Raw genomic sequence first — 15,185 nt, forward strand, 5'->3', positions numbered from 1 at the left:
GAGATTCGAGGGGATCAGGCGGTCGCAAGTTCCGACTGGTAGGCCCATTCGACCCACGGCATCAGCGCGGCGACGTCTTCGGGATCGACCGTCGCGCCGCACCAGATGCGCAACCCTTCGGGCGCGTCCCGGTAGCTGGCGATGTCGAGGGCGACGCCCTCGGCCTCCAGCCGTTTGGCCATCCTCTTGGCCGTGCCTTCGGGTGCGCCGACCAGCTTGAGGCAGACCGAGGTCGTTGATCGGGTTGCCGGATCTTCGGCGAGGTTGGCGATCCAGTCGCGGCTCTCACAGAACTCCCAGATGGCGCTGGCGGACCGGTGCGCGCGGTCGATCAGGCCGGGCAGCGTGACGCCTTCGGCCCAGTCAAGCGCGCGCAGGTAATCCTCGACGCACATCATCGACGGGGTGTTGATGGTGGCGCCTTCGAAGATCCCCTCGATCAGCTTGCCGCCCTTCGTCAGACGGAAAATCTTGGGAAGCGGGCGCGGCGGCGTGTAGCTTTCCAGCCGCTCGACGGCGCGGGGCGACAGGATAAGGACGCCATGCGCGCCCTCCCCGCCCAGCACCTTCTGCCAGGAGAAGGTGGTCACATCGAGCTTGTCCCACGGAAGCTCCATCGCGAAAGCAGCAGAGGTCGCATCGCAGAGCGTCAGGCCTTCACGGTCAGCGGGGATCCAGTCGCCATTCGGTACGGCCACACCCGACGTGGTGCCGTTCCAGGTGAAGCCCACGTCGCTGGCCCAGTCGATGGCGGTCAGATCGGGCAGCGCACCGTAGGGCGCTTCAAGGACGGTGGCATCGAGGTCGAGTTGCTTCACCGCGTCGGTCACCCAACCCTTACCGAAGCTTTCCCATGCGAGCATGGTGACGGGCCGTGCGCCCAGCATCGTCCACATCGCCATCTCGTAGGCGCCGGTATCCGAGGCGGGCACGATGCCGATGCGGTAATCGTCCGGCACGCCGAGCAGGGTCTTGGTGCGCTCGATCGCCTCTCTCAGGCGCGACTTGCCGATGGCCGCACGGTGCGAACGGCCGAGCGGCGCGGGGGCGAGGCTGTCGAGGGTGAAGCCGGGATGCTTCTTGCAAGGTCCGCTGGAAAAGCGCGGATCGGCCGGCCGCGTGGCCGGTTGAGCGAGATCGGTCATGGTATCCTTCCAGATATTCGCGCCCCGTTGGGGGGGCGTGTCCCGCCGCCGTCGGTATTGCGCCGAGAGGGGTCGCGCAAGACAAAAATCGCGGGCATGAGGGGCGGCGACGCGTCGATCCGTTGCCGATAGGAAAGAGATGTTCACGACGATCCTGACTTGCGATCCAGCCCGGGCCAGCCTGGATGCGCCCACGATCGAGGCTTTGCGCAATGCCTGGGGCGGCGGGGATGCCCGTTGGCTGGCGCGCGGCATCGCCGCAGAGTTCGACATGCCCGCGCGCCATGACCCGGCCGAGGCGCGCGCTGGTCTGGATGCGATGGGCGTGGATGTGAACGTCGTCCCGGCGGAGGGCCGGCGCAAGCGCCTGCTGCTGGCCGACATGGACAGCACCATGATCCGGCAGGAATGCATCGACGAGCTGGCGGCCGAGGCCGGGGTCGGCGACCGCGTGGCCGCGATCACGGCACGGGCGATGAACGGCGAGATCGGCTTCGAGGGCGCCCTGCGGGAGCGGGTCGGCCTGCTGGCCGGGTTGGACGTATCCGTGATCGACCGCGTGCTGGCCGAACGGATCACGCCGATGCCAGGCGGCGCCGTATTAGTCGCGACGATGCGAGCGGGCGGCGCCCATGCCGCGCTGGTCTCGGGCGGCTTCACGGCGTTTACCGGTGCGGTCGCGGCCGATCTGGGCTTCGACAGCCACCGGGCCAACACGCTTCTGGTGGCAGACGGGCGCCTGACCGGCGCGCCGGGCGAGCCGATCCTGGGCCGGGAGGCCAAGATCGCGCGGCTGGAAGAACTGGTCACGGAGCTTGGGATCGCTGCGGACGATGCCATCGCTGTAGGCGACGGAGCGAACGATCTGGGAATGCTGCACCGCGCGGGCATGGGCGTCGCGCTGCACGCCAAACCTGCGGTACAGGCCGAAGCCGATCTGGTGGTGAACCACGGCGATCTGACGGCGCTGCTGTATTTGCAAGGGTACCGTGAGGACGAGTTCGTTGATCCGTCACGGAACTGACGCGCACCACTGGTAGTTGCCGGGTTAGAACCAACCACGAGGAGTGGGGCGATGGCAGAGATCGACCCGTTGAAATTTGTGCTTCAGGTCATCCTGCCGAAGAAGCGCCGCAGATAGAAGCGGGCCGGACGGACGCGAACGACCGTCATGCGCACTTCGTCAGACCGATAGATTTTCCACGTTCAGGGCGTTGTCCTGAATGAACTCCCGGCGCGGCTCGACCAGATCGCCCATGAGCTTGGTGAAGATGTCATCGGCCTCGGCCATATCCTCCACCTTGACCTGAAGCAGCGTGCGCGCCTCGGGGTCCAGCGTCGTCTCCCACAATTGATCGGGGTTCATCTCGCCCAATCCCTTGTACCGTTGGAGCGTCAGGCCCTTTTCGCCCTCGGTCAGAATAGCGTTCAGCAGATCGGTCGGTCCGTGGATGTCGGTCCCCCTCTCGCGCCGGATCAGGGTGGCTGGGTCGCGGTAGACGTCGCGTGTCTCCGATGAGACCTGCGCAAGGCGCCGCGCCTCACCCGAACGGAGGACAGCCCCATCGAGCGTCCGCACCTCTTCGACACCGCGCAGAACGCGGGCAAGGCGGATTCCGTGATCCTGGGTGATGCGTCCCTGCCAGCCGCGTTCGTATTCCGCCGCGACCTGGTCCAGTCGTTCGGCCACGCGTTCGGCGGTGGCCTGAAGGTCCTGCGCCCCTTCCGCATCGAAAGCGCCGGCCAAGGCAGCTTGCTCCAGTACGTGACGCGGGTAATGCGTCGGGAATGCATCGAGGATCCGCTTGAAGAGTCGCGCCGCGCGCACGATGCGTTCGAGGTCGGCGCCGGCGATCTCTTCTCCGGACTTCAGGCGAAGAACGGCCCCTTCGGTCCCCTGGTCGATCAGGTAATCCTCGAGGGCGGTCTGATCCTTGAGATAGACCTCGGACTTGCCGCGCGCGACTTTGAAGAGCGGCGGCTGCGCAATGTAGAGGTGCCCGGCCTCGATGATCTCGGGCATCTGGCGGTAGAAAAACGTCAGCAGCAGCGTACGGATATGGGCGCCGTCCACATCCGCGTCCGTCATGATGATGATCTTGTGATAGCGCAGCTTGTCGAGATCGAACTCGTCACGGCCGATCCCGGTGCCGAGCGCGGTGATGAGCGTCCCGATTTCCTGGCTCGACAGCATCCGGTCGAAGCGCGCGCGTTCGACGTTCAGGATCTTGCCGCGCAGGGGCAGGACAGCCTGGTTCGCACGGGAACGGCCCTGCTTGGCCGAGCCGCCGGCGCTGTCGCCCTCGACCAGAAAGAGCTCGCGCTTTTCGGGGTTCTTTTCCTGGCACTCGGCCAGCTTGCCGGGCAGGTTCGAGACATCGTTGCCCGCCTTCTTGCGCGTAAGTTCACGAGCCTTGCGCGCCGCCTCGCGGGCGAGCGCCGCCTCGACGATCTTGCCGACCACCTGACGGGCGATCTGCGGGTTCTCGTCGAACCACTCGGCGAGTTTCTCGTTCACGAGGTTCTCGACCGCAGGTCGCACCTCGGAAGACACGAGCTTGTCCTTCGTCTGGCTGGAGAATTTCGGGTCGGGCACCTTGACCGACAGCACGCAGGTCAGCCCCTCGCGCGCGTCGTCGCCGGTAAAGCTGACCTTCTCGCGCTTGGCGATACCGCTATCCTGAGCGTAGCGGGTGATCGTCCGCGTCAGCGCGCCGCGCAGACCGGCCAAATGGGTGCCGCCGTCGCGTTGCGGGATGTTGTTGGTGAAGGGCAGCACGTTCTCGTGGTAGCTATCGTTCCACCACATCGCGACCTCGACGCCGATGCCGTCGCGCTCCCCCTCCATGTAGATGGGATCGTCCATCACGGCGGTCTTGGAGCGGTCGAGATAGCGGACGAACTCGCGCACACCGCCCTCGTAGTGCATTTCGGCGCGCAAAGCCTCGGCGGGGCGCTCGTCTTCGAGCACGATGCGAACGCCGGAATTGAGGAAGGCCAGCTCGCGCAGACGCTTTTCGAGCGTCTCGAACTGGTATTCGAGGTTGGAGAACGTACCGGTGGAGGCCATGAAGCGGACCTCGGTGCCGGTCTCGGTCGTGTCGCCGACCACTTCGAGATGCTTGACCGTCTCGCCGCCTTCGAAGCGGGCGACATGCTCCTTGCCACTGCGCCAGATGCGCAATTCGAGCCAGTCGGAGAGAGCGTTCACGACCGATACGCCGACGCCATGGAGGCCGCCGGAGACCTTGTAACTGTTCTGGTCGAACTTCCCGCCAGCATGGAGCTGGGTCATGATGACCTCGGCCGCCGACACGCCTTCCTCGGCATGCATGTCGGTGGGAATGCCGCGCCCGTTGTCACGCACGGAGACGCTGCTGTCGGCATGAATGCGGACGCTCACCTCGGTCGCGTGACCGGCCAACGCCTCGTCGATGCCGTTGTCCACGACCTCGTAGACCATGTGATGCAGGCCGGACCCGTCATCGGTGTCGCCGATATACATCCCGGGCCGCTTGCGGACGGCCTCCAAGCCCTTGAGGACCTTGATGGAATCGGCGCCGTATTCTGCCTGATTCGAGGTTTGCTCGGACATGCTGCTCTTCTTTTCGTTTCCCGCTCAAGATATATGCGTTTCGCAGGGGGATGTCACGGGATCCGCACCAGATTTGGTGGTGTCCTTCGCCATCCACGGTGTGCCACCGGCACGGGCGGAAGCGCGGGGCCAGCCCCTCGCGCTCCCCGGGATATCTCCGGCAGGATGAGTGGGTCAGACCGCGCGGACGACCCGCCGGAAAAAGGCCTCTGCGGCCGCTTGGTCGGCGGGTGCATCGGACATCTGCGCCGTCCGGGCCAGCCAGTCGCGCGCCTGGGCGAGTTCGGCCCCGATGAAGTCGAGGAGGACCGGATCGGCAGACGGTATCTGGCCGCCTTCGGGGCGGGTGTGCTTGAGGGCGATCAACGCCTCGGTGGCGGCAATCACCTCTGTCGGCGGTGCCGCGCCATTGATCAGGGCGGCCATGTCCATCGGCGGAAAGGCCGCATCATTCCGGTGCATCCAGCGCAGCGCGAGGGCGGGGCGAAGGGCGTATAACAGCGCCTTGAGCTTGATCCCGTCGGCCGTATTCATCCGCGCCTCCTGCCGAGCGGCAAGGTTCAGGTAGTGCCAGGTGGCAGGGCGCCTGCGCAAAGTGGCGGCCGCCAGTCGCGCCAGATCGTCGGTCAGCGGATCGCGGCGATAGACGATTGGCGAGCGGAGCCATTCGCCTAGGACCGCGTTGCCCGCCAGCATCAGGTTCAGCGCCTTGCGGAGGTCCCAGCCGGAGATGTCGAGTTCGTCGTCGAGCGGGCGTTCGATCACGTCTCGGCCGGGCTCGAGCGACAAGTGCGAGTCGACGGGTCGGGCATAGACGAAGCGGACGTCCTAGTCGCTGTCGGGAGAATGGAAGCCCCAGGCGCGGCTGCCACTTTCGGCGGCCAGCAGGATGCGGACGCCCTCTTCCGTAGAGATGCGTTCGAGTTCGACTTGGATGCGAGCCCGCATGGGCGCCGGGACGGGATCGGTCATGCCTGCTGCACCCGGCTCTCGCCGGCCTCCTCTGTGACCTCAAGATGCTGGGCGTCGAGCCCATCGAACAATTCCGGCCCCGTGCCCGTCAGAAACGCCTGCGTACCAAGCGCCGCCAGTTCGGCATAGAGCGCGGCCCGGCGACCCGCATCCAGATGGGCGGCCACCTCGTCGAGAAGCAGGATCGGAGGCTCGCCCTCGCGCGAGGCCAAAGCGCGGGCATTGGCGAGGATGAGCGAGATCAGGAGCGCCTTCTGCTCGCCCGTCGAACAGAGACGCGCCGCCATGTCCTTGGCGGCATAGGCGCCGTCGAGATCGGTGCGGTGAGGCCCGACCAGCGTGCGGCCGGCGGCCATGTCGCGGGGGCGGGACGCGGCGAGCGCGTCGAGCAGGCCGGCCTCGTCGCGCGGATCCTCGTCGGGGCCGGACAGCGCAAGTGCCGCGGCGGGGAAAGGCCCGGCCTCGTCCTGCGCGGCGGCCAGCAAAGCCAGCGCCTCGGTGCGGCGTGCATGGAGGGCCGCACCCACACGCGCCATCTGCACCTCGAGCGCCTCGTACCAAAGCGCGTCGCGGACCCCGTCGCGCAGCAGCCTATTGCGGTCGCGCATCGCCTTTTCATAGGCCAATGACGCCTCGGCATGGTCGGGAAAGAAGCTGAGCGTCATGCGGTCGAGGAAGCGGCGGCGCCCCTCGGCCCCTTCGAGCCAGAGCCGGTCCATGGCGGGCGTCAGCCACAGCACCCGCGTCAGTCGGGCGAGCGCAACCTGGGGCGCGGCCTTGCCGTCGATGCGGGTGCTGCGGGGCTGGCCGGGCTCTGCGCGAAGCTCCACCTCGTGATCGCCGAGCGTGGCGAGGACGCGCCATCCCACCGCTTCGGGGCGTCGAATGATTTCCTCGGCGGCGGCGCGGCGCATCCCTCTGCCCGGCGAGAGGAGGGACACCGCTTCGAGCAGGTTGGTCTTGCCGGCGCCGTTGGGGCCATGGACGGCGATCAGCGGTGCGTCGAAGGCGAGCCGCGTCCGTCGGTGCGAACGGAAATGAGAGAGCGCGAGGGAGGCGACCCGCACCTCAGACGCGCATCGGCATCACGACGTAGATGGCCGAGGCGTCTCCGCCCTCCTGCATCAGGGTCGGGTCGCCCGCATTGTTGAAGCGGAACACCGCATTCTCGCGGTCGACCTGTGCGGCGATCTCTTCGAGATACTTGGCGTTGAAGCCGATCTCGAGCTTCTCGTCCCCGTAGGCCACGGCGAGTTCCTCTTCGGCAGTGCCCGAGTCCGGAGCGTTGACCGAAAGGATGAGGCGATCCTCGTCGAGCGACAGCTTCACCGCGCGGGAGCGTTCGGAGGACACGATGGCGACGCGACGCACGGCGGCGGCGAAGTCGGAGGCGTCCACCTCCATCGTCCGGGGGTTGGCCTGAGGGATGACCCGCGCATAGTCCGGGAAGGTGCCGTCGATCACCTTCGATGTCAGCGTGATCTCGGGCGTGGCGAAGCGGATCTTGGTCTCGGAGACGGAGACGGCGATCTGCGCCTCGTCGTCATCCACCAGCTTGCGCAATTCGCCCACCGTCTTGCGGGGCACGATGACGCCGGGCATGTCGTCTGCCCCCTCGGGCAGGTCCGCATCGACGCGGGCGAGGCGGTGTCCGTCGGTGGCTACGGCACGCAGGACGCGGCCGCCCTCGCCTTCGGCCACATGCAGGTAGACGCCGTTGAGGTAGTAGCGCGTCTCTTCCGTCGAAATCGCAAAGCGCGACTTGTCGAAGAGACGCCGCAAGACCGGCGCGGGACAGGAGAAGTTCGCCGCGTAGTCAGACGACGCCATCACGGGGAAGTCTTCCTTGGGGAGCGTCTGAAGCTGGAAACGCGACCGGCCGGCGGTGATGTTGATCCGGCCTTGGGCCTGATCCTCTTCGATCGCGACGAGCGCACCATCGGGGAGCGCGCGCACGATCTCGTGCAGGGTCTGGGCGCTGACGGTGGTGCCGCCTGCGCGCTCGACCTGAGCGGGGGCGCTGTCGATGACCTCGATATCCAGGTCGGTGGCCTTGAAGCGGACCTGATCGCCCTCGGCCTCGACGAGGATATTGGCGAGAATGGGGATCGTGTTCCGCCGCTCGACGACCGATTGCGCCTGACCGACCGCCTTGAGAAGCGCGGCCCGCTCGATGGAGAATTTCATCTGACCCTCACCTGCCTTGGGACGCGCAGAATACCCGCGCATGCCTGCGGCGCAATGTCCGACTTAGCTTTCGAGGCGGCGTTGCAGAAGCTGTGCGTCCTCGGCAAGTTGCGGGTCCGACTGGATCAGCTCTTCGATCTTGCGAACGGCGTAGAGGACGGTGGTGTGGTCCTTGCCGCCGAACTTGCGGCCGATCTCTGGGTAGGAGCGGGGCGTCAGCTTCTTGGCGAGGTACATCGCCATCTGCCGGGGCCGCGCCACGCTGCGCGAGCGGCGGGCGGAAGTCATGTCGGACATCCGGAGCGAGTAGTGATCGCAGACCTTCTTCATGATCTCGTCGATGGTCAGCTTGCGCTCGGACGCCCGAAGGAGGTCGCCTAAGACGTCGGGCAGCTGCTCCACCCGAATCTCGCGGCGCACGAGGCCCCAATAGTGGAAGAGGCGCGTCATGACGCTTTCGAGGACGCGGATGGACGTGTTTATGCGGCCCGCGAGGAATTCGATCACGCCGTCGGCGAGAATGAAGTCGGGCGCTTCCTCGCGGCACTGCTCGTAGCGATGCATCAGAATTCCGAGGCGCAGTTCGTAATCGGCGGGATGCAGATCGACGACCAGGCCCGAGTGAAGCCGCGAGGTGATCCGCTCCTGCACGTCGGAAATGTCCGAGGGGGAGCGATCGGCCGAGATGACCACCTGCTTGCCGTTGTCCACAAGCGCATTGAACGTGTGGAAGAACTCTTCCTGCGTGCTTTCCTTGCCGGCGATGAACTGGACATCGTCCACCAGTAGCACGTCGACAGAGCGAAACATCTCCTTGAAGGACATGGTGGATTGCTCGCGCAGGGCTTGCACGAAGCGATACATGAACTGCTCGGCGGACAGGAACAGGACGCGGCAGCCGGGATCACGCTCCCGGAGTTGCCAGGCGATGGCCTGCATCAGATGCGTCTTGCCGAGCCCGACGCCGCCATGGAGGAAGAGCGGGTTGAAGCTGACGGGGCCACCTTCGCCGACACGGCGCGCGGCGGCATGGGCCAGCTCGTTGGATTTGCCGACGACGAAGCTGTCGAAGGTGAACCGCGGATCGAGGCCGTCCTCGGTGCGCGAGCGGACGGGCGAGGCCGGCGCGGATTCTGCGACCGGCGCAGCGCCGGCGGTGCAGATCACGCGGCTGGCGCGGATCCCGGCGGCATCGACATGCCGCAGGATGATGTCGGAAAAGTTCTGCACAACCCAGCGACCGATGAAATCGGTCGGCGATGCAAGCGACAGGGTCCGGTCATCAAGAGAGCGAAATTGAAGGGGTTTGATCCAGGTAGCGAAGTTGTTCGCGCCCACATCCCTCTCTATCCCGCTCTTCACGAGGTCCCACGTTTCGCCTGTCATGTCTTTCGGCCCTTTCTGCTCTCTTCTCGTTCAGGTCTGACGCCAAGCCAGACCCCGGGCCTTCCAACCGTTCAGGCCCCCCCTGTGAGACGAGCCGTCCAGATCACCTTCGAACCCTTCGGCCACGTTGATGCATTCCACCTGCTCTCCCTTCTCGGAGAGAGTCCGGGCGACCGCCTGAGCGGCCTGCATCGAACGTGCGCCGGAGCGGCAGATGAACAGCATCCGGGTTGGCAGCCCCGGAAGCTGATCCATCAGCGCCCCGACGAATGTCGGGTTCGGCGACATGCCGGGCCAGGCCGCCCATTCGACGCGGATCGCGTCACGGCCGAGCTCGGACAGATCGGGCCCACCCACGAAACCCCATTCGGGGGCGGACCGGACATCCACAAGGACGGCGTCTTCGTCTTCCGACAAAATCTTCCACGCATCCCGAGGCCCCACCTCGGCGATTTGCGGACCGCCGCCCGTCGTCATGAATTGTCCCCAAAGGTGCGAACTGACTCGCTGTGTGGGAGTGGATATCGCCCGGCCCGAGGGGGCTTCAACGACTCTTCTTTGTTGACTCGGGATTCCCTCGTCACGAATCTGTCGCACGAGCCTCAAGCCGCTACGCTGCAACGAAAAAGGCGCATCCGAGGATGCGCCTTCGCGAATCTCTTGATGGTGCGTTCCGATCACACCCCGGCGCGTGACTCAGGCGCCGAGCGCCTTCACGCGGTGGCTGAGGCGGGACATCTTCCGGGCGGCCGTATTCTTGTGAATCACGCCCTTCGTCACGCCGCGCATCAGTTCGGGCTGCGCCTGCTTGAGCGCCTCGGCAGCCGCGGCCTGATCGCCGCCGGCAATCGCTTCCTCGACTTTGCGGAGATAGGTCCGGATGCGCGACCGGCGCGCCTTGTTGACGGCAAAGCGCTTTTCGTTCTGACGCGCGCGCTTCTTCGCCTGTGGAGAGTTGGCCATGGGTTCGGTCCTTCGGTTTCGGGGCCCTCAGGGGCGTTACGACAAGCATGCGACGGGACGATTCCTCGGGCGCCGGGTTCGATACCGGACCTCTGGCCTGAGCGGGCCTCACGCGCATGGATGGGCGCCGCCTAGACGATTCCCGGCGCAAAGGGAAGCCCCGCGCCCCGGGCAGCCCGGACGCAAACCCTGACGCTACGTCATTCATCGACCGCCGGGAATCGGGTGGTGATCAGGGCGTCGAGACGAGTCGCCGGGGCTGACCCCTACGGACCCTACCGGTCGCGGAACTGCGCCTCGCGCTTTTCGAGGAAGGCGGTCATGCCCTCGGACTGATCCTCGGTCGAGAAGAGACCCATGAAGAGCCGCCTCTCGAAAAGGAGGCCTTGGCTCAGCGGCATCTCGTCGGCGGCGTTCACCGCCTCCTTGGCGGCGGTCACCGCGATCATCGATTTCTCCGCGATCTTCTGGGCGGCGCCCATCGCTTCGTCCATCAGCTTCTTGCCCGGCACCACGCGGCTGACGAGGCCTGCGCGTTCTGCCTCTTCGGCGTCCATGAAGCGGCCCGTCAGGTGCATGTCCATGGACTTGGCCTTGCCGACGGCCCGGGTCAGGCGTTGGGTCCCGCCGAGCCCCGCGATGACGCCGAGATTGATCTCGGGTTGACCGAACTTGGCCGTATCGGCGGCGATGATGAAGTCGCACATCATTGCAAGCTCGCATCCCCCGCCCAGTGCATAGCCCGCCACGGCCGCGACGATCGGCTTGCGGATACGCATCAGGGCGCCCGTCTCGGGCCCGAAGAGATCGCCCATGAAAACGTCGGTGAACGACTTCTCGGACATCTCGGCGATGTCGGCCCCCGCCGCGAATGCCTTCTCGGAGCCGGTGATGACGATGCAGCGCACCTTCTCGTTGTCCTGCGCGGATCGGAGCGCCTTGGCCAGCTCACCCAGAAGCTGCGAGGACAGGGCATTGCGCGCCTCGGGCCGGTCGAGCTGCATGACGGCGACGTGGTCCGTCACCTCGACGTTGATGGTTTCGTATCCCATGACGGCCTCCGAAGCGGGTCAGACCCCTACGGCTGCACCGCCACCGTTCACGATTCAAGTCATCTTTGACACGTCGCGCAGTAGAAGCTGGACCGGCCCGATTGAACGACCCGGCGCACGATACCATCGCAGCCGGAGGTGGTGCAGGATGCCCCTTCCCGATCGTAGACAGCGAAGCCGTGCTGAAAGTAACCCAGCGTCCCGTCGGCCTGGCGGTGGTCGCGCAGCGACGATCCGCCGGCGGCGATGGCTTCGGACAAGACGTCGCGCACGATGGGAACCAGCGCAGCCACACGGGCCGGCGCGATCCGACCGGCCTTGCGGAGCGGGCTGATGCCGGCGCGATGCAAGGCCTCGCACACATAGATGTTGCCCAAGCCGGCCACGATGCGCTGGTCCAGCAACACCGCCTTCACCGGCGTGCGCCGCCCCCGAAAGGCGGCGACCAGATGCGCCTCGTTGAAGCTGTTGCCAAGGGGTTCGGGACCCAGCTTCTCGATCAGCCAGTGCCGCTCCAGATCGGCCGTGGGCCACAGATCCATCGTTCCGAAGCGCCGCGCGTCGTTGAAGGTGACGCGGTGACGGCCCGTCGTCAGAACGACATGGTCGTGCTGCGGCAGCCAGCCCACTTCGCGGTGAAACTGCCCCTGCTGGACATCGTCGACCACCATGCGGCCAGACATGCCCAGATGCACGATCAGCGTCTCGCCCGTGTCCAGATGCAGCAGCAGGTATTTCGAGCGCCGCCCGAGCGCGGTCACGGTCGCACCGGTCAGACGCTCTGCCATGCGGTCCGGAAAGGGCCAGCGCAGATCGGGCCGTCGCACTTCGACGCGGTCGAGCCGCGCGCCTTCGAGCGCGGGCGTCAGGCCGCGGCGGACGGTTTCGACCTCTGGCAGTTCCGGCATGTTTGTCGCGGCCCCTCGCGTTGCAGGCAGGGCGCGCCGCCCTATAAGTCAGGCGGTCACATGAGGATGCGCAACGCATGACGCAAGAGAGCCCCCGCACCACCCATTTCGGCAATCGCGACGTGCCGGAGGACGAGAAGGCGGGACTCGTCCATGACGTCTTCTCCTCGGTGGCCTCGCGCTACGACGTGATGAACGACGCCATGTCGCTGGGGATCCACCGTCTGTGGAAGGACGCGATGCTGGACTGGCTGGCGCCCCGGCCGGGCCAGCGCCTGCTGGACGTGGCGGGTGGCACCGGTGACATCGCCTTCCGCTTCCTGAAGCGAGCCGAGGGATCGACGGCGACCGTTCTCGACATGACCGAGGACATGCTGAATGCGGGCCGCGACCGGGCAGATGCCGAATCCCTCTCCGACCGGCTGGACTGGGTGGTGGGGGACGCGATGACCCTGCCTTTCGAGGACAACTTCTTCGACGCCTATACGATCAGCTTCGGAATTCGGAACGTGACCCGGATCAACGATGCCCTGCGCGAAGCTTACCGCGTTCTCCGGCCGGGCGGGCGGTTGATGGTGCTGGAATTCAGTCAGCTTCCGAATCCGCTGCTGCAACGGGCTTACGATCTGTACTCGTTCAACGTGATCCCCCGGATGGGGCAGGCCATCGCGAATGACCGCGACAGCTATCAGTATCTCGTCGAGTCCATCCGCAAGTTCCCGGATCAGGATCGCTTTGCCGCAATGATCGTCGACGCCGGATTCGGAAACGTGAAATACCGCAATCTCTCCTTCGGGATCGCCGCGCTGCATTCCGGCTGGAAGCTGTGAAGGGCCCTCATAACATTTGGCGGTTGATCCGGACCGCCGGCACCTTCGAGCGCACGGGCGCCATGGAGGTCGTGCTCGATCAGCTCGACGCGCCGCGCAGCTTGCGGGTTCTCGCGCGTATCCTCGGCTGGCCGTTCAAATGGCTTGGATACGAGGGCGATCCGGCTCTGCCGCCAGTGACGCGCGCGCTTACCGCGCTCGGGCCCAGCTACATCAAGTTCGGGCAGATCCTGTCGACGCGGCCGGACTTCGTCGGTGCCGAGCTGGCGATGCAGCTGCGCGTCCTTCAGGACAAGCTGCCCCCCTTCCCCACCGAGTTGGCGCGCCAGACAGTTCAGCGCGAACTCGGAATGCCGTCGGACACGATCTTCCGCGAGTTCTCGGAGCCCGTCGCCGCGGCCTCCATCGCGCAGGTCCATCAGGCGCGCATTGCGGGGGACGGGACGAAGGTCGCCGTCAAGGTCCTGCGTCCCGGCATCGCCAAGGCGTTTCGCAAGGATATCGACGCCTTCTACCTGGGTGCCTGGCTCATGGAGACGGTCGCCCCCTCGACGCGGCGCCTGCGGCCGTCGGACGTCATCGCCCATTTCGACGCCACAGTGGAGCAGGAGCTCGACCTGCGGGCCGAAGCGGCCGCCGCCAGCGAGTTCGCCGCCAACACGGCGCGCGACGACGGCTTCACCGTACCGAGCGTCGACTGGAACCTGTCGGGCCGTGAGATGATGACGCTCGAATGGGCCGAGGGCATCCCGATGGCCGATCTCGATGCCATCGACGCGGCCGGTCACGACCGTGTCGCCTTGGCCGACCGGGTGATGCAGATGTTCCTGCGCCACGCCCTGCGAGACGGCTATTTTCACGCCGACATGCATCAGGGGAACCTCAAGATCGCGCCCAACGGCGATATCGTGGCGCTGGATTTCGGGATCATGGGGCGCCTCGACGAATATACCCGCAGGGTCTACGCCGAGATCCTGATGGGCTTCATCCGCAAGGATTACCACCGCGTGGCCGAGGTGCATTTCGAGGCCGGTTACGTGCCCGCCGATCGCGATGTCGACCTGTTCGCCCAAGCTTTGCGCAGCGTGGGCGAGCCGATCTTCGGGATGGATGCCTCGCGCATCTCGATGGGCCGGTTGCTGGCCTATCTCTTCGAGGTGACCGAGCGCTTCGGGATGGAGACGCGGACGGAGCTGATTCTGCTCCAGCGGACTATGGTCGTGGTCGAGGGGGTCGCCCGCTCGCTGAATCCGCATATGAATATCTGGAACGCGGCACGTCCCGAGGTGGAACGGTATATCCGCGAAAATCTCGGGCCGAAGGCCTTTGCGCGGGATCTCTACCGAACAACGCAGGTCCTCGCCCGGTTCGGGCCTCACCTCCCACGGGCGGTGGAAGACGTCCTCAAGGGGACACGCCAGACCGTGGTTGTCCCGTCTGCCCGACAGAATATCGGAAGCTCCGCCGCGTGGTTTCTGGCCGGTGCGGGCGTTACCGCGCTGATCGGAGCGCTGGCGATCTGGGCTTAGGCAGGGTCCGGCGCGGTATCTTTGTGAGCGAAGCTTGCGGGGCTGGCTGGTCTGCCATCTCCGCTCCAGGCGGGCGAGGCATTCGGCCCCGTGAGTCGGGCTCGCTGCAAACAGATCTCATTGCTCAAGCCCGCGATATCACGACGTTCGGTGCCGGCTCTCCTCCACGCTCTACAAGCCCTGCTGCCTCCGTCAGGACAGTCGCGGCTTCCCAAACGATGGCGCCACATCCCCTTCCGCCGGCGGCAAGCGCCTCCGACAGGTCGCTGAAGCAAAGGCGTCCTGTCCCAGAGTCCACCTGCGCCAGCCTCCAAGGAAACCTTCGACAGATCACTGGCACATTGTTGAAGCACGATCTGTCACAAGGTACGGATCGGGATCTGTGCAGGCTTCCGGGCAGTGGCAAGTTAAAGATGACAAGCGTCTTTTGCAGCGGCCCTGGACAGGAAGGCCGACCCGTAAATCGCTCGCTGACCGGCAGGCTGAGATCCTGGCGGAGCGGGGTCGACAGAAGCCCGGTCCCGCAGCGACATTCGATCAGACGTCGGAACGCTTTCCAGACACGTCGTTCGTCCAGCGCGGCTTACCCGTCCGCCGCCGCCGCTGCGGACGTACATG

12 protein-coding genes and 1 pseudogene are annotated in these 15,185 nt (G+C 65.9%); 3 read left to right on the forward strand and 10 right to left on the reverse strand.

Translation table 11 applies throughout. From position 1 onward, the window contains the following. Positions 1-14: 14 nt before the first annotated feature. Entirely contained in the window at positions 15-1,145 is a 1,131-nt protein-coding gene (locus jaqu_RS12605; protein ID WP_043919352.1) for a phosphoserine transaminase, read from the reverse strand. A gap of 139 nt (positions 1,146-1,284) precedes the next feature. Here jaqu_RS12605 and serB point away from each other — a divergent pair, with 139 nt between their 5' ends. Further along, positions 1,285-2,169, forward strand: a complete 885-nt coding sequence (serB, locus tag jaqu_RS12610) for a phosphoserine phosphatase SerB (RefSeq protein WP_043919353.1) — start codon at positions 1,285-1,287, stop codon at positions 2,167-2,169. A gap of 159 nt (positions 2,170-2,328) precedes the next feature. Here serB and gyrB read toward each other — a convergent pair whose 3' ends face one another. The 9 genes and pseudogenes from gyrB to mutM form a co-directional block, all read right to left on the reverse strand. Then, a complete protein-coding gene (gene gyrB, locus jaqu_RS12615; RefSeq protein ID WP_043919354.1) occupies positions 2,329-4,740 on the reverse strand; it encodes a DNA topoisomerase (ATP-hydrolyzing) subunit B in 2,412 nt (803 codons plus the stop codon). Between the two features lie 174 nt (positions 4,741-4,914). Further along, positions 4,915-5,712: pseudogene (locus jaqu_RS12620) on the reverse strand (nucleotidyltransferase domain-containing protein). Beyond that, positions 5,709-6,779, reverse strand: coding sequence for a DNA replication/repair protein RecF (gene recF / locus jaqu_RS12625; RefSeq protein WP_043919355.1), 1,071 nt, complete (start codon positions 6,777-6,779; stop codon positions 5,709-5,711). Before recF ends, jaqu_RS12620 begins: the two are co-directional and overlap by 4 nt. A gap of 1 nt (position 6,780) precedes the next feature. Next, positions 6,781-7,899: a DNA polymerase III subunit beta gene (dnaN, locus tag jaqu_RS12630; RefSeq protein WP_043919356.1), complete on the reverse strand. Its 1,119-nt coding sequence runs from the start codon at positions 7,897-7,899 to the stop codon at positions 6,781-6,783. 63 nt (positions 7,900-7,962) lie between these two features. Next, the gene (dnaA, locus tag jaqu_RS12635) at positions 7,963-9,285 is read right to left on the reverse strand and encodes a chromosomal replication initiator protein DnaA (protein WP_043919357.1); all 1,323 of its coding nucleotides are present in this window, start codon (positions 9,283-9,285) and stop codon (positions 7,963-7,965) included. A gap of 30 nt (positions 9,286-9,315) precedes the next feature. After that, the gene (locus jaqu_RS12640) at positions 9,316-9,762 is read right to left on the reverse strand and encodes a rhodanese-like domain-containing protein (RefSeq protein ID WP_043919358.1); all 447 of its coding nucleotides are present in this window, start codon (positions 9,760-9,762) and stop codon (positions 9,316-9,318) included. 219 nt (positions 9,763-9,981) lie between these two features. Further along, positions 9,982-10,248, reverse strand: a complete 267-nt coding sequence (rpsT, locus tag jaqu_RS12645; protein WP_043919359.1) for a 30S ribosomal protein S20 — start codon at positions 10,246-10,248, stop codon at positions 9,982-9,984. Between the two features lie 275 nt (positions 10,249-10,523). Beyond that, positions 10,524-11,300 (reverse strand): enoyl-CoA hydratase-related protein, encoded by a 777-nt coding sequence (locus jaqu_RS12650; protein WP_043919360.1) that lies wholly within the window; start codon positions 11,298-11,300, stop codon positions 10,524-10,526. 59 nt (positions 11,301-11,359) lie between these two features. Continuing rightward, complete coding sequence (gene mutM, locus jaqu_RS12655; protein WP_043919361.1) at positions 11,360-12,208, reverse strand: bifunctional DNA-formamidopyrimidine glycosylase/DNA-(apurinic or apyrimidinic site) lyase; 849 nt, start codon at positions 12,206-12,208, stop codon at positions 11,360-11,362. A gap of 77 nt (positions 12,209-12,285) precedes the next feature. Between mutM and ubiE the strand changes: the two genes are divergently transcribed. Continuing rightward, entirely contained in the window at positions 12,286-13,038 is a 753-nt protein-coding gene (ubiE, locus tag jaqu_RS12660) for a bifunctional demethylmenaquinone methyltransferase/2-methoxy-6-polyprenyl-1,4-benzoquinol methylase UbiE (protein ID WP_043919362.1), read from the forward strand. Continuing rightward, positions 13,035-14,567 (forward strand): 2-polyprenylphenol 6-hydroxylase, encoded by a 1,533-nt coding sequence (gene ubiB / locus jaqu_RS12665; protein ID WP_043919363.1) that lies wholly within the window; start codon positions 13,035-13,037, stop codon positions 14,565-14,567. The genes ubiE and ubiB overlap by 4 nt, the downstream gene beginning before the upstream one ends. Positions 14,568-15,185: the final 618 nt, after the last annotated feature.

Origin of the sequence: Jannaschia aquimarina (assembly GCF_000877395.1) — a bacterium.
Taxonomy (GTDB): Bacteria; Pseudomonadota; Alphaproteobacteria; order Rhodobacterales; family Rhodobacteraceae; genus Jannaschia; species Jannaschia aquimarina.